This is a genomic window from Gilliamella sp. ESL0254 (genome assembly GCF_013344985.1).
Lineage (GTDB): Bacteria > Pseudomonadota > Gammaproteobacteria > Enterobacterales > Orbaceae > Gilliamella > Gilliamella bombicola.
The window spans coordinates 38,101-59,238 of sequence record NZ_JAAEDU010000002.1 but is presented as its reverse complement, the minus strand read 5'-3'; the positions used below and the strand labels follow the sequence as shown (position 1 = coordinate 59,238).

The window sequence follows — 21,138 nt, the reverse complement described above, 5'->3', positions numbered from 1 at the left end:
ATGAAAAAAAGATACCTTCTATTACTCAGCCCGCTTATTTTTTTAGCTGGTTGTTCAACAACGCCCGAACAGTGCGATCCGACTAATACCAATATTGGAATTATGGATAAAATCAGCTGTAATTATTCAGGCAATTATCAGGCTCGAATTGATCAGAAAAAACAAATTCTAGAAAATGAAGTAAGAGCTAATCAGCAGTTTAAAGAGATTTATGCCACCATCGAGAAGCAAAAAAATGCCACCTCGTTAAGCATTAAACAAAAACAGGCACAGCAGCAAAAGTTGAAAACTGATTTAACTAAACTGACAAATGAAGTAAAACAAAAAGCCAAAGGTCGTGACGATTTGCAGGCTCAAGTAAAAGATATTGAACAGCAACTAAATAAGGTCAACAATTCAAATAGTTCTGAACTTGAAAAACAAGTTGAGCTTGAAAAGTTAAATAAAAAGCTGCAACAATTGCAAAAAGCACTGAATATATAAATATATTTTTACTAAATCAATGTTTAAATAAAACAGAAGCTAAATAAAAGGGAATGAATTAGCAATGCAGCGAATAACAAGAATTATTTTTGATCATAATCATTCTGAAAAGATGTCTTTATTCGATCAATATAATTCTTTGTTAGCATTGCTAAAACCGCATTTAACTGAACGTACTTTTTCGATCTTAGCTATACCAAGGTTGATTGATGATAATCAATATATTGGATGGTACAGCCCTTTAGAAGGGCAGCCTATCTTATTGAGTGAAATTAGCGATCAATCACATAAAGCTAAGATAGAAAAAACGTTACAAAATCGTATTAATGATATTGAAGCTACGGTTAAGTTAATGTCAATCACTGCTGAGCAGCGGACATTTATTTCATCATGGTTACCTAGAATTAAAAGTTTAGGTAACCATATTTATGTGATTAATGATGACCCAGTTATTGTCAATATCTTTGAAGATCCCATTTTACCTGCACCAGTCCCAGTTATTCCACCAAAATCATTTTGGCGTTGGTGGCATTTTTTACTTTTAGCCTTATTAATCCTTGGGTTACTGGGTATTCTTTGGTATTTATTTTGTCCATATGGAAAAGAAAAGCCAGTGATTGCTGATGTTGAACCTGTCATTACTCTGCCTGTTGAAGAACAGAAACCAGATCCAGTTGTTGAGCCACCTAAAGAGGAACAACCCGTTGTAAAATCGGAGCCTGAACCGATACCAGAGCCAGCACCTAAAAATTGTATTACTCGTGAAGAAATTGCAAATAATACTGACAAGCCTAAAATGGTTATGATATTTGACAATTCAGCCTCAATGACATTGACATTGATGGAATCTCAAGCCTCCATTAATCAATACTTAAATTCTGATTGGTATTCAATGACCGAACAAGAAGCTGATGCATACGAAAAACGTATGACACGTTTACCTAATCGTTTATCAAGTAGTAAAAAGGTTGCATTATCGACTATTGATAAAATACAACCCGATGTTAATATTGCGTTAGTTACTCTTTCTGCTTGCCCTGCTGCACAAACTACCTCGTTTTATCATTATGAAAATAGAGGTAAACTAAAAAATAAAATTAGTCGGTTAAATCCATTAGAAAATAACAGTGCAACGCCTTTATACAGTGGTATAAAACAAGCTAGTAAAATGCTTGATGGCGTAAACCATGATGATTACATTTTAGTAATTAGTGATGGCGAAGATAATTGTACCAAAGCGAATATTTGTACTTTAGCCGGCAAGATCGCAGCTCAACAACCCCATCTAAAGATAAATATTGTCGATATTGCTGGACAGCATAAAATTGACTGTGTAGCGGAAAAAACAGGAGGTAAGGTTTATATCGCTCAAAACCCAACACAGATAGTTAAACAAATGAATAATGCTGTTTCGAATATGAATATTAGTAAACCGATATGTGAATAATTATTTACAAATAATATTAGATAATTGAATATCTCGTTTTTGATATTTCTATTCGTAAAAACGTTTCAAGTTAGTGTTATTTTAGTATAAGAATAATAGTCAACTGCAAGGAATTAAATCAATAATGCAACGAATAATGCGGATAGCCTTTGATTATAATAACCCAGAGAAGATATCTCTATTAGAACAATATCATTCCTTACTATTATTATTAAAATCACATTTAACCGATCGCACTTTTTCGATTTTAGCATCACCAAAGCTAATTGATAACAATCAACACCTAGGCTGGTATACCAATCTTGAAGGGCAACCGCTTTTACTTGATAGTATTGCTGACAAATCGCATAAAAATAAGATAATCAAAACGTTACAAACACGTATTAATGATATTGAAAATGCTATTAAACTAATGCCATTAAGCGGTGAAGAGCGAAGTTTAGTTTCGGCATGGCTTCCAAGAATTAAAAGTTTAGGTAACCAAATTTATGTGATTAATGATGAACCGGTTATTGTCAATACCTTTGAAGAACCGGTTTTACCTGCAGTGGTCCCCGTTATTCCACCAACGCCATTTTGGCGTTGGTGGCATTTTTTACTCTTAGCCTTATTGCTTATTAGTTTACTTGGTATTCTGTGGTATTTATTTTGCCCATTTGGTAAACAAAAGTCAGCTGTTCACCATCCAATGGCAGTTGTTGTAGTAAAGAAACCAGAACCAGAACCTAAATCGCCCCCTGAGCCTGTTAGTGAGCCAAAAGATACTGTGCCAGAAGAAGCTACGCCAACAGCAATATCTGAGCCTAAACCAAAACCGGTGCCACCACCAGCACCAAAGGTAAAAAATCCACCTAACTGTATAACTAAAGAAGAGATGAACAAAGATCCTAATCCATCTAAAATGGCAATAGTGTTTGATAATTCACCATCGATGACAGTGACATTGAATGAATCGCCATCAGAGGTTGAGCGATACTTTCGATATTTGTGGGATGATTATGGCCGTAATATGTCAGAGGAAGAAAAAATCAAATATGAAAAGCGTATGACGCGCTTACCAACTCGTTTATCAAGTAGTAAAAGTGTAGCTACTTCTAGCATTGACAGCATACAACCGAACATTGATATATCGCTAGTAACCTTGGCGAATTGCCCCGCAGCCGATGTTTCGCCATTTTATAAGTACACTAATCGCGTGTCACTAAAGCATAAAATTAAGCAATTAACACCCTCTACAACAAGCGAGGCTGGAACACCTTTATATAGTGGTCTAGAAAAAGCCAGTAAAATACTAGATGGTATAACACGTGATGATTATATTCTTATTATTAGTGATGGCGAAGACAGTTGTACAAGAAATAATATTTGTACTTTGGCTAACTATATTGCTGCACAAAAACCACGATTAAAAATTAACATCGTTGATATTGCTGGCGAACATAAAATAGATTGCATTGCTAATGCCACTGGAGGAAAAGTCTACATAGCCCAAAGTCCACAAGATATGATTAAACAAATGAACAATGCGGTCTCAAGTTTAAAAATCAACAGGCCAATATGCCAATAAAAACAAAATAGGGCGGGATAACTACTGTAGGTTACCCACCCAAACAATCCTTATCATCAACAAAATTGACTAAAAGTTGTTGAAAGTTATATTGATTCAATTAAAAAAATCAACCCACAAAGTAATACGTCTCTAAAGCCTAACCAAAGTTAGTCTTAGCAAATTGTTTCAGCCTAAATTTCTTTGAAATGTGATATAAAAAAGCAAAATTAGGCATTATTTTTTAAAGATGGATAGGTCACTATGTAATTGATCACTTTTTGTTTTAAAATTAGTTAAGCACTGATCAATCTTTGATTGCTTTTTATCCATTTAATTTTATTATTGTTTTTTTGATTTTTCTTTACCATTCTTTGCAAAAAATTTCATCCGTATTTTATATTTAATAGTTATACTTACATAACAAATGAGTTTATTTGACATCCTATTAACGTTAATAACGTTGTTGCTATCAATGTTTTCATTGTAGTACAACGCTATTGATCCAGTTTTGATACGCATGGAGCACAACTACTAAAAAAAACTTGGCACGCCAAACAAGGAAGTTTGGCGTGTTAACCTCACTTCACTAGCAACGCCTCTGACACCGGAACAAGACAAATCAAATAGCTTTACATAGTTTTTGTTAAAAAAGATATAAGAGTTACTAAAAAATAAGTCAAAAAACATATTGATTTTATTGAAATTTTTATGTTATTTTTTTAATCGAAAACAATCCCAAAAAAACATTTTTTAACATTTCTTTGTGAAAGCTTAACTTTAATCCAAGCAAAACATTACAAATTTTAACAAAAAAAATAGTTACCCATTTTTAAAATAAGCTATACTTTCAAAGGCTTAGCATAAGAAGCTTATTTTGTGAGCTATTAGCAATAAAAAAAGTAAATAAAACAAAAAGTTAATTGACAGGAAGGATATTATGCAGTATCATGGAGTTGTATCGGGCATCGGGCATCGGGCATCGGGCATCGCTTTTGGCAAACCTATATTTTAAATCTTTTTAATTACCTTAGTTTTCGAGATTTCTCACAAACTTCATTTCTATCGCTAAATTTAGCGAAATTCTTAGCCTTTTTATCAAAATCGGCATTCTTATCAAAATCGTTATTGGTTTTTGTACCCTTGTCGCTATTAATGTATTCGTTTAGCGCTCAGGCTTTATCAACTAAGACATTAAAAACGATTGAAGGTACTGCACCATATTTTACATTTGATGGTGGTCAAACTAAGGCGACTTCATTGGATAGTTTATTGGCTATTAAGTTACCGGATGGTAGGGTATTTACACCATCAACCAATCCTTCAAGTAAAGAAAATCCGATAATTTTACCTGTAGGGACTTCTTTTAGTAGTATAGGGATGTTGGTACCACCATCAGTTAAATCAGGAAGCTCAGTGAGTTTCAATGATTTAGTGAATAAATATCATTATTGGGGAGATGATGATGGTGATGGACAGGGTGCTAATGGGGTTAAGGCGAGCGGGGATTTATCGTTTGAACTTAGAAATAAATTTAATTTTTACGTAAGTCGTAATGATAGTGTGCATCCATGCTTGGGACCTTATCAGATAATATTAAATAGTTCAGGTGGGGAGTTAATAACACAGTACGGGATACCAAATAGAACAAATTTTGGCTCTAAAACAGTGAGGTATTATCTTGATTCGAGTCCGTCTGTATCTGTTTGTTATGTAAGACCAAATACTGCTCCTAGTATAAGCGAGAGATTTGATAGTTTTAATGGCTTTTTGGTTAAATCAACCGATCCATCTTCTTATGGCCTTAATTTTCCGACAACAGGTGCTGATGGTTTATACTTTGATTTAATCATAGCAGGAGTGGATGGAAGTCAATTGACATGGTCTCCTGTTACTCGGGGAGGAATAACTGCTACAGTGAAGTGGACAAGGCCTAATACTGGTTCATACACAGACTCAGTAGGAAACATAATACTATACGATAAATGGATTATTAAGGATAAATCCAAGTATGTAACGCGGGTAACGTTAAATGGTCCTAGAGCAAGTCGTAGGCAGAGAAGTTCAAGTAACCCACGTCCTTTAAGTGTGCCATCTTTACCACAGACATTTGAGCTGGAAGGCAGGGATAGAAGTGGTAATGTGGTGGTAAAATATGGATTTGTGTTGAAGCAGTGGTTCGTCAATCGGGGTAATGAATTAGGAAATCAAGCTAGCCAATCATCTTGGTGTAGTAGTTTAGGCTATCGTTTGTCACGGACCAAGGACTTGACTTTCAAAATTTGTGGTAGAAATTGCAACGAATCCCCAACTTATCCTCCTGGATATGATACTAATACGCGTCCAATAAATTCAGGCTTTTTTACTGAGTGGGGAGACATGAAGCATTACGCTAATGCAAACTTCTTCCAAGGGTTGTACTGGATGAGTGATATCAAGGACAAAATGGGCACTGCTGTCGGCTCGGACAGCGGTGGCGTATGGGAGGGGCAGACGCTTACTGATTATTATAGGAAGGCAGTTTGTGTCACCCCTTAGTTCTTAATCCTTGCTTCGGGGGAATATGACTTTAGTTGGACAAACTAATAAAGAACTGTGCCCCCACGCGAGGTAAGAGCTACGAGTAAATAAGATTAGGGGTATGTAATGATTAATATAAAATAAGTAAGAATAACCAAGCAGTTGGTGGTAAGGGTAAGTGTTTTGCTGTGCATTTTAATACAGCGGTGTTAATTTGATGAAAGGCATCTATTAAATGTTTGACATAATATTAATATGCCTAACAGTAAAATTAGCACTGCTAGCACAGCCATTAACTTATTACCCAAGACTTTTAATCCAAAATTATCACGCGCTTGCTGATAAAAAAGTCGAAGGTAAGGAGATATCACTAAACCAGAGACATACGCATGTTAGGTTGCAACTTCCCGATCGAAGCGCGAATGGTTTTTGATTTAGTTATATCTAAAACATCAACTGCTTGGCCCTCAAAATGACATCATGCAAAGCCAAAAATCCCTAGCAAAATAAGTTAGAAAAGTAATTGATTTTATTTTGTTTTTCATAAAATAAAACTCATTTATTCCATATCTAGTAAAAAACCAGACATTACGTCTGGTCTTTTTACTTTTTTATCACGACAATTTTTAGAAATCTAAATTCGCTGCTTTAAGGGCATTTTCTTCAATGAATAGTCGACGAGGTTCAACTTCATCACCCATTAATGTGGTGAACAATTGATCTGCTTCAATTGCATCTTTAATGGTGACTTGCAACATGCGACGACTAGTTGGATCCATTGTTGTTTCCCATAATTGTTCTGGGTTCATTTCACCAAGACCTTTATAGCGCTGAATCGTTAAGCCACGGCGAGACTCTTTGATTAACCAGTCGACAGCTTCGTCAAACGAGCTAACCGGCTGTTTTCGTTCACCGCGTTGGATAAATGCGCTGTCTTCCAGTAGCTCTTTGAGTTGTGCCCCAAGGTGGCAAATGTTGCGGTATTCATTGCTGTGAATGAAAGCTTGATCTAACGTGTAATTCGTGTCAACACCGTGCGTTTTGACTTTAATTACCGGCAGGTGCAATTGGGTCTTTTCATTGTAGTCAGTTGAATAGCGATAACTGCTACCATGTTGTTCTTTACTTGTAAGTTTTTCGACAAGTGTTTTTGCCCAATTCTCTGCTTGTTGTTGGCTTTGTAGGATGTTTTCATTTAGTGCATCATGGTACACCAATTCGGAAAGTAGTGCTTTTGGATAGCGTCGTTCCATTTTGGTGATTAGCTTTTCAACCTTTTGATATTCTGCAATCAGTCGTTCTAATGCTTCACCAGCAAGTGCTGGGGCATGATCATTAACGTGTAACGAGGCATCTTCAAGCGCTAAGGCGATTTGGAATTGCGTCATGGCATCATCGTCTTTGATATATTGTTCTTGTTTGCCTTTTTTGACTTTGTATAAAGGTGGCTGCGCAATATAAACATAGCCACGCTCTATGATTTCTGGCATTTGACGATAAAAGAACGTTAATAATAAAGTACGAATATGCGAACCATCGACATCGGCATCGGTCATGATGATAATACTGTGGTAACGCATTTTGTCTGGATTATATTCGTCACGACCTATTCCACAACCCAGTGCGGTAATTAATGTACCGACTTCTTGCGAAGAGAGCATTTTATCAAAACGTGCTTTTTCGACATTTAAAATCTTACCTTTAAGCGGTAAAATTGCCTGATTTTTGCGGTTACGACCTTGTTTTGCCGAGCCACCTGCCGAGTCCCCTTCCACTAAGTAAAGTTCTGATAGAGCAGGGTCTTTTTCTTGGCAGTCAGCGAGTTTACCCGGTAAGCCACCAAGGTCTAATGCGCCTTTTCGTCGTGTCATTTCGCGTGCTTTGCGCGCAGCCTCACGAGCTCTTGCAGCGTCGATGATTTTGCCGACGACAATTTTGGCATCGGATGGGTTTTCAAGTAAGTATTCTGCTAACTTTTCGCCCATGACGGATTCTACAGCTGATTTGACTTCTGACGAGACTAACTTGTCCTTGGTTTGTGACGAAAATTTAGGGTCAGGGACTTTAACTGATACAACAGCAATTAGACCTTCACGCGCATCATCACCTGTAGCGCTGATTTTAGCTTTTTTACTGTATCCTTCGTTTTCCATGTAATTATTTAATGTGCGCGTCATTGCACCACGGAAACCGGCTAAATGTGTGCCGCCATCTCGTTGGGGGATGTTGTTAGTAAAACAATAGATATTTTCTTGATAGCCATCGTTCCACTGTAATGCAACTTCGACGCCAATATCATCTTTTTCTGTACTGAAGTAAAATATTTTTGGATGAATCGGGTTTTTGTTTTTATTGAGATATTCAACAAAAGCTTGGATTCCGCCTTCGTAATGATAATGTTCATTTTTGCCTGTACGTTCATCAAGTAATTTTATCGATACACCTGAGTTTAGGAACGAGAGTTCACGAAGTCGTTTGGCGAGTATTTCGTAGACAAATTCGATGTTGGTAAATGTTTCAGGACTTGGCCAGAAGCGGACGTATGTGCCTGATTCTGTGGTTTCGCCAATCACGTTAAGTGGTGCTTGTGGTACCCCTAAGTTGTAAATTTGTTGGTGTATTTTCCCGTCACGATAAATCACTAATTCTAATTTATCCGATAAAGCATTTACCACTGAAACACCAACACCGTGTAAGCCACCAGATACTTTGTAAGAATTATCATCAAATTTCCCGCCAGCATGTAATACAGTCATAATAACTTCAGCAGCTGAGATGCCTTCTTCTTCATGTATACCTGTTGGAATACCTCGACCATCGTCACGTACAGAAACTGAGTTATCGGGATGGATGGTTACTTCAATATGGTGACAATAACCGGCCAATGCTTCATCAATGGCATTATCGACCACTTCAAAAACCATATGGTGAAGTCCTGTGCCATCATCAGTATCACCAATATACATACCTGGACGTTTACGGACAGCATCAAGTCCTTTGAGTACTTTAATGCTAGAAGAATCATAAGAATTAGACATGGATTTCTCGACTTATTTGATTGTTTATATCATTCTGTATATTTACGAGATTATACCAGATTTTATGTAAAAAATCTTATCATTTTCATCGATCATATGGGTAATTTGCGATTGATTGACGGCTGTAATAAATACTTGTGAATTAGCTAGTTTGAGCCGTTTGGCTAATAATGTTCTTTTGTTATTATCTAATTCAGATGCAAAATCATCAATCAAGTAAACACAAGCTTGGGTATTTTTCTTTGAATAATATTCACCCTGCGATAGGCGTAAAGCACACATTAATAACTTTAGTTGCCCACGTGATAATAGATCTTCAACGGGGATATTGTCGATGCGTAAGCGAATATCCGCTTTATGCGGGCCGGTCGAGGTATAGTTGAGTAGTTTGTCGCGTTCATACTGTTTTTGGAGTATTAGAGCATAATCTGTGTCGTGATCCCAACCTTGGAAATACTGGCAATTTAGCTTATATTCGGGTAAAAAGTCATGGCACGTTTGGATTATTTCAGGGAAAATTTGTTGTGAGTAATCTGCTCTGATTTGGCTAATTTTTTCTGCAATGGGCGCGATTTCTTTGTCCCAAGGTAATAATTGGTTATAATTTTTAGCTTGCTTTAGTAGTGCGTTGCGTTGTTTAAATAGACGTTTTAAGTTGTTCCATAAATGGACAAATTCAGGGTAATGGTGAAAGCACCCCCAGTCGAGAAATGAACGTCGATATTTAGGTCCTCCGGTTAATAAGTCAAATCCTTCTGGAGTAATGAGTTGGATAGGGAGCAATTTGGCTAGATCAGTGAGTCGAAAGCCTTCATCTCCATCTATTTTGATTTTATTTTCACTATTGCGTGATTTAGCAAGGCCAATTGAATGTGTTTGTTGGTTGGTGTTTTTTATTTCACTAAATAATACCAATTCAGGCTGTTCGTGCTGAATGATGCGATTTGATTGCGCGTGCCTAAATGCTCGTCCATGCCCAAGCATATAAATGGCTTCAAGTAGGCTAGTTTTGCCACTGCCATTATCGCCAACAATGAAGTTGAAATGCGGTGATAAGGTAAGTTTTGCGTAATCAATATTACGAAAATGATGTACGTTGATGGTTGAAAGAGTCATATGCTATCAATTATTCCGGCCGAAGCCGGAAAATTAAGTAAGAGTTGATTATAAGCGCATTGGCATAACAACATAAGTGGCAGATTGATTGTTGATATCTTCAATTTGCACACTTGATACGGCGTCAGTAAGTAATAGTTGTACGCTATCACATTTCAATGTATTTAATATGTCGAGTAAATAGGTGACATTGAAGCCAATTTCAAGCTCTGCTGATTCATATTTTACGTCAACAACTTCTTCAGCTTCTTCTTGTTCAGGATTGTTTGCAGTAATTTTTATTTGGTTGTTATGGACATGAAGTCGAATACCTCGGAACTTTTCATTAGATAAGATAGCAACCCGTGATAGGGCATTTCTAAGTTCTTCACAAGAGACTTCAAGTGGTTTATCTGGGTTACGTGGTAATACGCGTTTATAGTCAGGAAATCGGCCATCAATGAGTTTCGATGTGAAAGTGAAATCACCAAGGTTAACACGTAAGTTATTATTACCAATTTGCATCGTGATAAGTTCGTCGTTATCGCTAACCAGTTTTGCAAGCTCAAGCACCCCCTTTCTTGGTAAAATAACGGAGTGAGTAGTTTGTGTATCTTGTTCTATTGGTTGTGCGCATAGTGCTAATCGATGTCCATCGGTTGCAACTGTTTTTAATAGGCCATCTTCAATTTCAAATAACATGCCATTTAAATAATATCTGACATCTTGGTTTGCCATTGAAAATTGTACTGCATCAATCAGTCGTTTTATGGTTTTTTGTGGAACAGAAAGATCTACATCGCTTTGCCAATTTTCCAAATTAGGAAAATCATTAGCAGGTAGCGTTGCTAAAGAAAATTTACTACGACCGGATTGAATCATCAATCGGTTATCGTCAACGCTTATCGATATTTGGGCATCATTAGGTAAGTTTCGGCAGATATCAAGAAACTTTCTTGCTGGTACGGTAGTTGCACCCGGCTCACTTGGTTCGGTTAATTGTAGATGGGATATCATCTCTATTTCAAGATCCGTTCCCGTCATTGATAGCCTGTTGTCATTGACTTGTAATAATAGATTCCCCAAAATTGGTAGCGTCGGGCGATTACTCAGTGGAGCGCTGACAAGGTGCAAGGGTTTTATCAGTTTTTCACGATCTATAATAAATTTCATAGTATTGATTCTTTTTTAAGTTGATAATGTTCGAATTAAATTGGAATAATCTTCTTTAATTGCATTGCTTTCTTCTTTTAATTCTGCAATTTTTCTACACGCATGTAATACGGTTGTATGATCTCTTCCACCAAAGCCGTCACCAATTTCAGGTAGGCTTTTGTTAGTGAGCTCCTTGGCAAGCGCCATTGCGACTTGTCGTGGTCTTGCAACCGAACGCGAACGACGTTTAGAAAGTAAATCTGATACTTTAATTTTATAGTATTCGGCAACGGTTTTTTGAATATTTTCAATGGTAACCAGTTTTTCTTGTAGCGCCAATAGATCTTTTAAGGCATCTTTAACAAAATCAATGGTAATGGCTTTTCCCGTAAAGTTAGCATTAGCGATGACGCGATTAAGTGCACCCTCTAACTCTCGAACATTGGAACGTAATCGTTTAGCAATAAAAAAAGCAACTTCTTCAGGTAGCTTAATATGATTTTCTTCGGCTTTTTTCATTAAAATGGCAACCCGCGTTTCGAGCTCTGGGGGCTCTATGGCAATGGTTAATCCCCAACCAAAACGTGATTTTAACCGGTCTTCAACACCATCAATTTCTTTAGGGTAACGATCCGAGGTTAAAATAATTTGTTGATTGCCTTCTAATAACGAATTAAACGTGTGAAAAAACTCCTCTTGAGAGCGCTCTTTATTAGCAAAAAATTGAATGTCATCAATCAACAAAGCATCAACTGAACGATAGTAATTTTTAAACTCTTCAATAGCATTATTTTGTAGTGCTTTCACCATATCTTGCACAAAGCGTTCTGAATGCATGTAAACCACTTTTGCATTGGGCTTTTCTTCCATTATTTGATTGCCCACTGCGTGTAATAAATGCGTTTTTCCTAAACCAGTAGAGCCATATAAAAATAATGGGTTATAAGCTTTGCCGGGGTTTTCAGCTACTTGTTTTGCCGCCGCAACACCTAGTTGGTTTGATTTACCTTCAACAAAACTATTAAAAGTGTGTTTATGATTAATACCTGAACGGTAAATATGATTTTGATTTGTTTCTTTTGTTGTTTGCCAAGCTGGTAAAACATCCATTTTGCGCTGGCTACTTTGGGCTTTTTTATCTGTCGATACGGTCGAGCCAACTTCAAGAAATAATTTTAAAGAATCATCATTAAAAAGCTTATTTAGTAATTGGGATATAGTAGTTAAATATTTATTTCTTACCCAATCTAGCACAAATCTATTTGGCGCATAAATATAAAGTTTGTTATCGACCATTTCCGCTTGCAACGGGCGAATCCATAAATTGAATTCCGTTGTAGGAATTTCTTCTTGTAATTGAGAAAGGCAATCTTGCCAAATCGCGGTAGGCACGGCAACTCCTTCAATTTTTCTTACTAACAATACCGTAAAGCATTATAATCCCTTTTGTGGATAATTTGTAGATCTAAGGTGATATATATTTAGTTGTTAACAAAAAAAGAGAGATAAAAAAACCCGGCTTTTAACCGGGTCTTAATGAATAACTTAAAAAAACAAAAATTAATTTGTTGAATTAGTTACTTGAACTTCTTGAACGTTACGTGCTTTAACTTCAATTTCAACACGACGATCTGGTGCTAAACATGCTTTTAAGTCAGCGCCACGAAGTGCATTACATTTAGTACCAGTTACTGGTTGAGTTTTACCTACACCATGAGCACTGATTAAGTTAGCAGGAACACCTTTAGAAATTAAGTATTTCATTACAGAATTAGCGCGTTGTTCTGATAATTTTTGGTTGTAACTATCTGAACCGATACGGTCAGTATGGCCAATTACAACAACAGCACTTTCAGTTGGGTTAATTTTAACAAGGCTTGTTAATAAGTTGTCTAATGCTTGACGGCCTTCAGCTTTTAAGTCAGCTTTTGCATAAGCAAATAGAACATCTTCATTTAATACATAACGTTTTACTTCAGTTTTTAACTCAACTGGAGCTGGAGCAGCTGGTGCGCCTAAACGGTAAGTAATACCTAAACTTACTAGTCCTGCATCTGGAGATGCGTCAGTTTTAGTATGAATATGTTGAACATATTGGTATTCTAAACGAGTAGAGAAGTCTTCGTCGAAACGATAGTCAAGACCTAACGCATACACAGGAGATAGGTCGGTTTTTGTACCATTGTCAAGTTTGTCGCCATCTTTTACTAAACCGCCGTTTTTCCATTTAGCGATAGTTACCATTCCACCTGCACGACCATAGATATCTAGGTTGTCAATGATAGGGTAGCTTAATTTACCAGTTAAAGATACACCTTGGGCAGAAACTTTACTATGACCTACATCATAATTTGTGCCTGCATAATGGAAAGATCTTTTGTATTTAGCAGATCCTAACCAGTCATAACCTAATTCAAAAGCTAAATAAGGATTTGCTTGGAAACCAAGGAAAGCACCACCAGCAATATTACTACGGTTTGAAGTGCTAATACCAACGTTATCCCATACACGAACTTTATTCGCATCTAATCGATAAAGTTCTGACCAACCTAATTTAGCACCTGTATAAAAAGTGTTGTCTTCGTATGCTGCATTAGCTGCAGTAGCTGTTAAACTTGCAACTGCGATTGCTAGAGCTAGAGTAGTTTTTTTCATTTTATTGCCTCAACTTATATGTTGTTATAGACGATGTTTAGTTTCTTTTATTGTTTAAAATTCACTTCAAATAAAAAGAACAATACTTATTTTTATATAATTATGTTACCCATAATCTGTTTCATAGTATAGCATAGTTAATAGGCAGATCCATAACTAATGATGGTATAATACAAAAAAAATTTAAATAATTTTATCAAATGATTTTGTTAATTGTTATGTAAAAGTCATTAATAGTATTGGCTAATGAATTAGCCATAATAATGAAGTCAGCTTCTAGTCTTTTATCAAATTCATCTGAACCGATATCTTCATTTTCGTCTAAAATAATCGAATCAAATTTAATTCGTTTAAATGTTAAGTCATTATTAACGATAAAGCTAACACCTCTTTCATCAATAATTTTAATTTTTGTGACCCATTTGCCAGAATCAAAATGAACACGCATTTCGTCACCGGTGATCTCTTGGTTTTTGCAATTGATAATTCCATTACCTTCAAGAGGATCTTTGAGCTCGGCTTGATCACCTAATATAAATGGTGGAAAACTCAGGTTTTCTTTAACCCAGGTCGTCATAATTTGTTCAAGTGGTTTATCAATTGATAACGGCGTTAATGCAAGTGATCCAAGCTCTTTGCGCAAAATGGCTAAGATATCTTCGGCTTGTTTAAAGCTACTACAATCAACAATAATGCGTTTATTCTGTGTATCAATCCACAACCAATAGTGATTATATTTACTAAATGCTCTTGGCATGAGATCAATCATGACTTCGTCTTTTAAGGTAGCTTTTTCGTTTTTAGTTAGTTTTCTACTGAGTGCGTGTTCTTGCTTATCAATTTTCTCTAATAATGCCTGTTTAATAACAGGGGTGGGTAATATTTTGGTTTCTTTTTTGATTCTTAATAATAAATGCCCTTGCATATCAATAATAAAAGCATCGTCATTATTATCATGATAAGGCGATACCCAACCCATTTTGGTAGTGTCTAAATTACCACAAGGGGTAAAAAGATGCGATTTTAGTGCGTTTTCAATCGCATCTTTATTAAGTAATGTGTCATTATTGAGTTGATAAATGATGGCATTTTTAAACCAAAGCATACTTTTCTATTTCCTGAGTTTTTTGTGGTAATGATTTTATTTCACTTAAACAGCTAATAACTTAGTGCTGATATATATTAATTAAAAATTATAAGATACACCCATATAAATCGAGGTGACAGTGCTTTTGTCAACCATTGGGCTATCAGCTGCGTCGCCAGTTAATTTATCGATATGAATACCGCCAAAAGTAGCCATATTTTCGGTAAATGAATATTGTGCTGCGATTTCGGCGTAAGGTGTCAATGAGCTATTAGCATTGACGTATCTCAATCCTGAACGAGATGATTCTTTATGCGAAATACCATAGTAATAACTATTGTGTTTACCATTAGCCCAATTTATACCAATGGTTGGTGCAATAATGAAATTGCCTTGCATATAAGGAACGGTATAATCGCTATTAACTAAAATACTATTACTTTTATTTAGCATATCAGCCCCAACGCTACTAGAAAACACTCCCCAGTTGGTTATAAGGGAATATTCTATTTCCGTCAATAATGTTGCGTGACGGCTATCAAGTTGTTTTAATTGGTGATTATCTGAATTGTGTGGTTTAAATTCATTAGATAAGTAGCGAGCACCAAGTGAAATACTTTGCTCGTCAGAATGATAAACATAAAATCCAGCGGATAAATCATCGATAAAAAATAGCCCATTGTCATAATCAATATGAGGGATAGGGGAATAATGAGCACTGTAACTTTTATAAGGTGAATTTTCCCAACCAATACCAATCCCAAGGGAAGTGGGCTCAGCTAATGCGATCTGGGTAGTTCCTAATGCTATTATTGATAAAAAAGAAAGTGCATAAGGTATTTTTTTCATTTTTTGATGCCCGTATATCGTGGTTATCTATAAAAGAGAGCGCTTGTTATCATTTCGCAGATTTTATTATCTTTTTAGTATATTTTTTTATTTTGCTTATTGTCACACAATTCATACAGTAATTATACATTGTAACAAACAAATTTCTTGAATAATAATGCCACATTTTATCGTGTTTGAATATGGATTAGTGAGATAATTATGAGTAAACCAACTATAGAAATGATTAACAGTCGTCCCGATGATGCGACATTGTTAGCGGATGAGGCTAAATATTGTTCTTTTGGCGATACTGTGCACTATGTTGAACCACCAAAAATCTTTGATGGTTGTGAAGGTAGTTACATGTATGACAAAGAAGGCAAAGCTTTCCTTGACTTACAAATGTGGTATTCTGCGTGTAACTTTGGTTATGCTAATGAACGTTTAAATAATGTGCTTAAAAAGCAAATCGATACCTTACCACAGTGCGCTAGCCAATATTTGCATCCAACTAAAATTGAATTAGCCAAAACCATTGCCCAAGGCATGGAAAAACGCTTTGGTTATGAAGGACGAGTACATTTCAATGTGGGTGGTTCACAATGTATTGAAGACTCTTTAAAATTGGTTCGTAATGCATCTGGCGGTAAATCGTTAATGTTTGCTTTCCAAGGTGGATACCATGGCCGTACTTTAGGAGCATCATCCATTACATCAAGTTATCGTTATCGTCGTCGCTATGGTCATTTTGGCGATCGTGCTATGTTTGTTCCATTCCCATATCCTTTCCGTCGTCCGAAAGGCATGACAGCAGAAGAATATGGTGAACATTTGGTGGCTGAATTTGCCCGTTTATTTGAAACCGAATACCACGGTGTTTGGGATCCAAAAGTTGGACAAGCGGAATATGCAGCGTTTTATGCCGAACCTTTACAAGCAACAGGCGGTTATATTGTGCCTCCTCGTAATTACTTTAAAGGTCTTAAAAAAGTATTAGATCAGTATGGTATTTTATTAGTCGTTGATGAAATCCAAATGGGCTTTTACCGTACCGGTAAACTTTGGTCAATTGAACACTTTGATGTCAAACCTGATGTTGTGGTTTTTGCTAAAGCATTAACTAATGGTCTTAATCCGCTAGGTGGTTTATGGGCACGTGAAGAATTAATTAATCCACAAGTATTCCCAGTTGGTTCAACTCACTCAACATTTGCCTCAAATCCACTTGGTACAGCAGTTGGTCTTGAAGTGTTAAAAATGACTTCTGAAACCGATTACGAAAAAATGGTCATGGACAGTGGTGCTTACTTCCTTGAAGGTTTAAAAACACTTGAGAAAAAACACAAAGAAATTGGTGAAGTTGATGGTTTAGGCTTAGCGCTTCGTGCTGAAATCTGTACAGAAGATGGCTTTACAGCTAATAAAGCCTTAGTTGATAAAATGGTTGATATTGGTATGTCAGGTGATCTTGATTGGAAAGGTACCAAAATGGGCTTAGTGCTTGATATTGGTGGTTACTATAAAAACGTGATTACCTTTGCCCCATCGTTACACATCTCTCGTCAAGAAATTGATCAGGGTATTGAACTGTTGGATCAATTAATTACTCGAGCCAAAAAAGAGCTTTAATTGTTTTATTTTCATTTTCCCGTCAATGTCTATTGGCGGGACCGCGAGTTACAGCCAATCTTATATTTAACGTTATGAAATATATCAATCAGTTAGAACCAAAAGAATTAATAGACAATTTTCTAGCTCATCCTCCACAAGAATTTTCCGCATGGCTGAGTGAAGATGGGGTGCCTGTTTTTTCTGCCAAGTTTGATCTTCTTACTACTGCAGATGATGATTTCAGACATAAAATTCAAAAACTGCCTTTTTACCATAAATGGCAGCGCTATTTACAACCCAATACTTGTTTTGTTGGCGCAACTGTTTCGGAATATGCGTTACTAAATGATAAAGTGGATGCTAATCAATTAGCACAACATCTTAAAATGGCTTATGCTAAGCAATATCCTTTTTTGATTGTTAAAGATATACCTGTCTCATCGCCTTTACTGAGCGAAAAAGAAAATGATTATTCAATGCATCTTATTACGTCATTAAAAAAACAGGGTTTTATTGAAGTTGAAGGACAAGCATTGGCTTGGCTACCAATTGATTTTGCAAATATAGATGAGGTTTTTTCACGATTTTCTTATAGTAGACGTAAAAATTTTAGGCGAAAACTAAAATCGCGCGAAAAATTAACCATTAATATCTTGCATAGTGGTGATGAGTGTTTTTATGACCAAGCGGTTTTAGATGAGTATTATCAATTATATCTTAATGTTTATCAGCAAAGTGAAATCCATTTCGACTTATTGACTAAACCCTTTTTTACTCAGTTATTACAAAGCAAAACCCAAAATGCGCATATTGTGACTTATCACCATGATGATAAGTTGGTGGGGTACAATATTTGTTTTGTTGTGAACAATATGTTAGTTGATAAGTATATCGGTATGGTTTATCCACAGGCAAGAGAGCTCAATCTCTATTTTGTAAGCTGGTTTGTAAATCTTGAATATGCTTTGCAGCAAGGATTTAGTCATTATATTGCGGGTTGGACCGATCCTGAGGTAAAAGCATCACTCGGTGCCAAATTTACTTTTACTAAGCATCTTGTTTATATTCGCAATCCATTATTAAGAGCTATATTACGCAGATTGATTGGTCACTTTGAAAGTGATAAGGAGAAAGTAGCATGACCTGTCCTATTATTCTCAACTTTGATGGAAGCGTGGGTGATATTTGTCATGCTCAAACGGTTGATGTTACGCAGTGGCAAGATACAATTCGTTTTGGTTGCACTAAGAAACAATTTAGCCAATTTAAACAGGTATTACAGCAATCTTTACCCGAAAGCCATGGCACGGTATTAATGGGCAGTGGTGATTTTCATCATATTTCATTACTACTTATTGAACGTTTAGCAAAGCACTATTCCGCAGATAATCCGATCCAAGTTGTGATTTTTGATAATCATCCAGACAATATGCGCTATCTATTTGGTGTGCATTGTGGATCATGGGTTAGTTATGTGGCAAGTTTGCCTTTTGTGAGTCATGTACATGTGCTTGGCATTACCTCCCATGATATTGGTATAGCCCATTTTTGGGAAAATAGATGGAAACCGCTGCTTCATAAAAAATTGACTTACTGGAGCCTAGATGTCAATGTCGCATGGGCAAAAAAAATTGGCTTAGGACATGCTTTTAGGCATTTTGCCACACCAGATGACCTTATTGCCAACTTCTTATCCGAACAATATCATAGCGCACAACCGGTCTATTTATCGATTGATAAAGACGTATTAAGCGAAGAGGTGGTTCACACCAACTGGGATCAAGGCAAACTACAAACGTATCATCTGCTTGATACTATATCGTCAATTAAACCTAGAATTATCGGCAGTGATATTACCGGTGAACTATCAATATGGCAGCCATCTAATTGGTTTAAACGTTTGCTTAGTTCTCTTGATAAACAACCGAGCATATCACCAAATAACCTTCTTAATTGGCAGCAAGAACAGCATCAACTTAATTTGACGCTATTAAAAGCATTAACAGTATAAATTTTTAAAAGTTTCAGGAAAGTAGGCTTAAGTATAAAACGGCCAGCTTTCCATTATGATTGGAGCTTAGGGTTAATGGTTGTGCGGATTTTGTTGAGATAATTTACTTTCTGCTAATGCCAAAAAGAGAATGCCTGAAACAATTAATATTGTACCAATTAACTTGAATAAGGTAATTGGTTCGTGAAATAACCAAATTGAAACAACCATCACGGTCACAACTTCAAAGTGTGATGCGGCAAAAGCGGGTCCTACAGGGGCTTTTTTTAATAACGTCATCCAAGTAAAAAATGTCAGAATATAGCCTGCTATTGAGATATAGATCCAAGGGTTAGTAAATACGCGAATTAACCATTCAATGCTCATCTCTAACGGTTGAGCTTCAATCGCTGTTAATTTAAAACTACATTGAGCAATTGTGTCAAAAAAGAGCAATACAGAAAAACCAATTAAGTAAAATCTAGCCATATTAAGACATCCCTACAAAAACAACACCGGCGGTGATTAATAGCATTCCGATCAAGCGGTAACTAGTTAGTAATTCTTTGAAAATAATACGGCCAACTAGCATGATAGTAATAATATTAAATGAGGCAAGTAATACCCCTTGAGAAAGAGGCACTAAAGTTAAAAAGGCTAACCATAATAAAAATTCAGCAATATACGAGGTAACGCCAATCCAAATCCACTTATTTTTTGCTAAATCTAGCCAATAGTACCAACCATCGCGATTGTTGGGTGCGATGGCGGCAAATTTAAAAGCGACTTGTCCTAAAGTATCGAAACAAATGTTACTAACCCAAAGTAAAATAACTAATGGTGACATTATGCTTTTATTCCTTCTGCTATATTATCAAAGAAAGAAGCACACTCCTTGATTACTTCGCGGCGCTGGCTATCAATGGTAATTAAATGATAGCTATCATTTAATACCACTAACTTTGTTGGTCCTGATACTTGCTTTTCGACCAATTTGGCATTCGTTTCTATATTGGCGATATCATCGTTACCTGAATGCATAATTAAACAAGGCGAAACTACTTGGGGCAATTGCTTGCGCATCGCTTTTGCCAATAACTGCATTTCGGCAAGCGCAGGGAATGGATTTCCTGCAAGGCCTGCTGATGCAGCATCACCACTTAACATACTTTCAGAGACCACCGCACGAATGCGTTCATCTTTAAGCCCATAAGGTGGTTGTTCAATGAAAACCTGTTTTTGAAAAATACCCAATTTTTTAAAGTAAACAAGTAAGAAAAACAGTTTTTTTGCCCAAAATGGCATACTCCAACCATCGTAACAAAATGTGGGCGCTAACACGCCAACTCCTTTGATTTGTTCAGGTCTGTCTACTGCCAGTTTGAGCGCAAGTAGTGCGCCCATTGATAGCCCGGCAACAAAGATATTATCTACATGCTGCGCTAAATAATCGGCGCCATCTTGCACGCTTTTATACCAATCTTGCCAAGTTGTTTTACACAGATCTTCTTCCGTACCGCAATGTCCTGCTAACTGGATGGCATAAACCGTAAATCCAGCTTTATTTAAACCATTAGCTAAAATCCGCATTTCATTGGGGGTACCGGTTAAGCCATGAATTAACAGCACACCATTTTTATTACCTGGTAGAAAGTAAGATAAATCTTCGATTGTACTCAT

Annotated in this window: 17 protein-coding genes; 7 read left to right on the top strand and 10 right to left on the bottom strand. The window is 36.4% G+C overall.

Annotation, left to right across the window (positions count from 1 at the left end):
• From GYX25_RS07105 to GYX25_RS07090, 4 genes are all read left to right on the top strand, one after another.
• Positions 1-483, top strand: a complete 483-nt coding sequence (locus tag GYX25_RS07105) for a hypothetical protein (protein ID WP_091348359.1) — start codon at positions 1-3, stop codon at positions 481-483.
• A 64-nt stretch (positions 484-547) separates the two neighbouring features.
• The gene (locus GYX25_RS07100; RefSeq protein WP_174787059.1) at positions 548-1,930 is read left to right on the top strand and encodes a vWA domain-containing protein; all 1,383 of its coding nucleotides are present in this window, start codon (positions 548-550) and stop codon (positions 1,928-1,930) included.
• 124 nt (positions 1,931-2,054) lie between these two features.
• Positions 2,055-3,497 (top strand): VWA domain-containing protein, encoded by a 1,443-nt coding sequence (locus tag GYX25_RS07095; RefSeq protein WP_091348354.1) that lies wholly within the window; start codon positions 2,055-2,057, stop codon positions 3,495-3,497.
• Positions 3,498-4,631: 1,134 nt separating this feature from the next.
• Positions 4,632-6,014, top strand: a complete 1,383-nt coding sequence (locus tag GYX25_RS07090; protein ID WP_174787058.1) for a hypothetical protein — start codon at positions 4,632-4,634, stop codon at positions 6,012-6,014.
• Positions 6,015-6,622: 608 nt separating this feature from the next.
• On the opposite strand, the gene gyrB is transcribed toward GYX25_RS07090, so the two are convergent.
• From gyrB to GYX25_RS07055, 7 genes are all read right to left on the bottom strand, one after another.
• Positions 6,623-9,034, bottom strand: a complete 2,412-nt coding sequence (gene gyrB / locus GYX25_RS07085; RefSeq protein ID WP_091348344.1) for a DNA topoisomerase (ATP-hydrolyzing) subunit B — start codon at positions 9,032-9,034, stop codon at positions 6,623-6,625.
• Between the two features lie 42 nt (positions 9,035-9,076).
• Positions 9,077-10,150: a DNA replication/repair protein RecF gene (gene recF / locus GYX25_RS07080; RefSeq protein ID WP_091348341.1), complete on the bottom strand. Its 1,074-nt coding sequence runs from the start codon at positions 10,148-10,150 to the stop codon at positions 9,077-9,079.
• Positions 10,151-10,198: 48 nt separating this feature from the next.
• Positions 10,199-11,302 (bottom strand): DNA polymerase III subunit beta, encoded by a 1,104-nt coding sequence (gene dnaN / locus GYX25_RS07075; RefSeq protein WP_091348337.1) that lies wholly within the window; start codon positions 11,300-11,302, stop codon positions 10,199-10,201.
• A 15-nt stretch (positions 11,303-11,317) separates the two neighbouring features.
• Positions 11,318-12,676: a chromosomal replication initiator protein DnaA gene (dnaA, locus tag GYX25_RS07070; RefSeq protein WP_091348334.1), complete on the bottom strand. Its 1,359-nt coding sequence runs from the start codon at positions 12,674-12,676 to the stop codon at positions 11,318-11,320.
• A 168-nt stretch (positions 12,677-12,844) separates the two neighbouring features.
• On the bottom strand, positions 12,845-13,939 hold the full coding sequence (gene ompA / locus GYX25_RS07065; protein WP_091348328.1) for a porin OmpA: 1,095 nt from the start codon (positions 13,937-13,939) through the stop codon (positions 12,845-12,847).
• 196 nt (positions 13,940-14,135) lie between these two features.
• Positions 14,136-15,044, bottom strand: coding sequence for a recombination-associated protein RdgC (locus GYX25_RS07060; protein WP_174787057.1), 909 nt, complete (start codon positions 15,042-15,044; stop codon positions 14,136-14,138).
• An 81-nt stretch (positions 15,045-15,125) separates the two neighbouring features.
• Complete coding sequence (locus GYX25_RS07055) at positions 15,126-15,875, bottom strand: MipA/OmpV family protein (protein ID WP_091348322.1); 750 nt, start codon at positions 15,873-15,875, stop codon at positions 15,126-15,128.
• Between the two features lie 201 nt (positions 15,876-16,076).
• Between GYX25_RS07055 and GYX25_RS07050 the strand changes: the two genes are divergently transcribed.
• The 3 genes from GYX25_RS07050 to GYX25_RS07040 all read left to right on the top strand — a co-directional run bounded on the left by GYX25_RS07050 (position 16,077) and on the right by GYX25_RS07040 (position 19,479).
• A complete protein-coding gene (locus tag GYX25_RS07050; RefSeq protein ID WP_091348319.1) occupies positions 16,077-17,486 on the top strand; it encodes an aspartate aminotransferase family protein in 1,410 nt (469 codons plus the stop codon).
• 74 nt (positions 17,487-17,560) lie between these two features.
• Entirely contained in the window at positions 17,561-18,610 is a 1,050-nt protein-coding gene (locus GYX25_RS07045) for a GNAT family N-acetyltransferase (RefSeq protein ID WP_091348317.1), read from the top strand.
• Positions 18,607-19,479: an arginase family protein gene (locus GYX25_RS07040; protein WP_091348313.1), complete on the top strand. Its 873-nt coding sequence runs from the start codon at positions 18,607-18,609 to the stop codon at positions 19,477-19,479. Before GYX25_RS07045 ends, GYX25_RS07040 begins: the two co-directional genes overlap by 4 nt.
• Before the next feature lie 72 nt (positions 19,480-19,551).
• Here the strand turns inward: GYX25_RS07040 and GYX25_RS07035 are convergent, their stop codons facing one another.
• Genes GYX25_RS07035 through GYX25_RS07025 form a run of 3 tightly spaced genes read right to left on the bottom strand, consistent with a single transcriptional unit; the run spans position 19,552 to position 21,138 of the window.
• Positions 19,552-19,947 carry a DMT family transporter gene (locus tag GYX25_RS07035; protein WP_091348309.1) on the bottom strand — a complete coding sequence of 132 codons (396 nt, stop codon included), beginning with the start codon at positions 19,945-19,947 and terminating at the stop codon, positions 19,552-19,554.
• Position 19,948: 1 nt separating this feature from the next.
• Positions 19,949-20,305, bottom strand: a complete 357-nt coding sequence (locus GYX25_RS07030; RefSeq protein ID WP_091348305.1) for an EamA family transporter — start codon at positions 20,303-20,305, stop codon at positions 19,949-19,951.
• On the bottom strand, positions 20,305-21,138 hold the full coding sequence (locus GYX25_RS07025) for an alpha/beta hydrolase (RefSeq protein ID WP_091348302.1): 834 nt from the start codon (positions 21,136-21,138) through the stop codon (positions 20,305-20,307). The genes GYX25_RS07030 and GYX25_RS07025 overlap by 1 nt, the downstream gene beginning before the upstream one ends.

Excerpts from the sequence above, each read along its gene's own strand:
- GYX25_RS07105 (WP_091348359.1), top strand. The coding sequence starts at position 1 with ATGAAAAAAAGATACCTTCTATTACTCAGCCCGCTTATTTTTTTAGCT.
- GYX25_RS07100 (WP_174787059.1), top strand. The coding sequence starts at position 548 with ATGCAGCGAATAACAAGAATTATTTTTGATCATAATCATTCTGAAAAG.
- GYX25_RS07095 (WP_091348354.1), top strand. The coding sequence starts at position 2,055 with ATGCAACGAATAATGCGGATAGCCTTTGATTATAATAACCCAGAGAAG.
- GYX25_RS07090 (WP_174787058.1), top strand. The coding sequence starts at position 4,632 with ATGTATTCGTTTAGCGCTCAGGCTTTATCAACTAAGACATTAAAAACG.
- gyrB (WP_091348344.1), bottom strand. The coding sequence starts at position 9,034 with ATGTCTAATTCTTATGATTCTTCTAGCATTAAAGTACTCAAAGGACTT.
- recF (WP_091348341.1), bottom strand. The coding sequence starts at position 10,150 with ATGACTCTTTCAACCATCAACGTACATCATTTTCGTAATATTGATTAC.
- dnaN (WP_091348337.1), bottom strand. The coding sequence starts at position 11,302 with ATGAAATTTATTATAGATCGTGAAAAACTGATAAAACCCTTGCACCTT.
- ompA (WP_091348328.1), bottom strand. The coding sequence starts at position 13,939 with ATGAAAAAAACTACTCTAGCTCTAGCAATCGCAGTTGCAAGTTTAACA.
- GYX25_RS07060 (WP_174787057.1), bottom strand. The coding sequence starts at position 15,044 with ATGCTTTGGTTTAAAAATGCCATCATTTATCAACTCAATAATGACACA.
- GYX25_RS07055 (WP_091348322.1), bottom strand. The coding sequence starts at position 15,875 with ATGAAAAAAATACCTTATGCACTTTCTTTTTTATCAATAATAGCATTA.
- GYX25_RS07050 (WP_091348319.1), top strand. The coding sequence starts at position 16,077 with ATGAGTAAACCAACTATAGAAATGATTAACAGTCGTCCCGATGATGCG.
- GYX25_RS07045 (WP_091348317.1), top strand. The coding sequence starts at position 17,561 with ATGAAATATATCAATCAGTTAGAACCAAAAGAATTAATAGACAATTTT.
- GYX25_RS07040 (WP_091348313.1), top strand. The coding sequence starts at position 18,607 with ATGACCTGTCCTATTATTCTCAACTTTGATGGAAGCGTGGGTGATATT.
- GYX25_RS07035 (WP_091348309.1), bottom strand. The coding sequence starts at position 19,947 with ATGGCTAGATTTTACTTAATTGGTTTTTCTGTATTGCTCTTTTTTGAC.
- GYX25_RS07030 (WP_091348305.1), bottom strand. The coding sequence starts at position 20,305 with ATGTCACCATTAGTTATTTTACTTTGGGTTAGTAACATTTGTTTCGAT.
- GYX25_RS07025 (WP_091348302.1), bottom strand. The coding sequence starts at position 21,138 with ATGAGTACAATCGAAGATTTATCTTACTTTCTACCAGGTAATAAAAAT.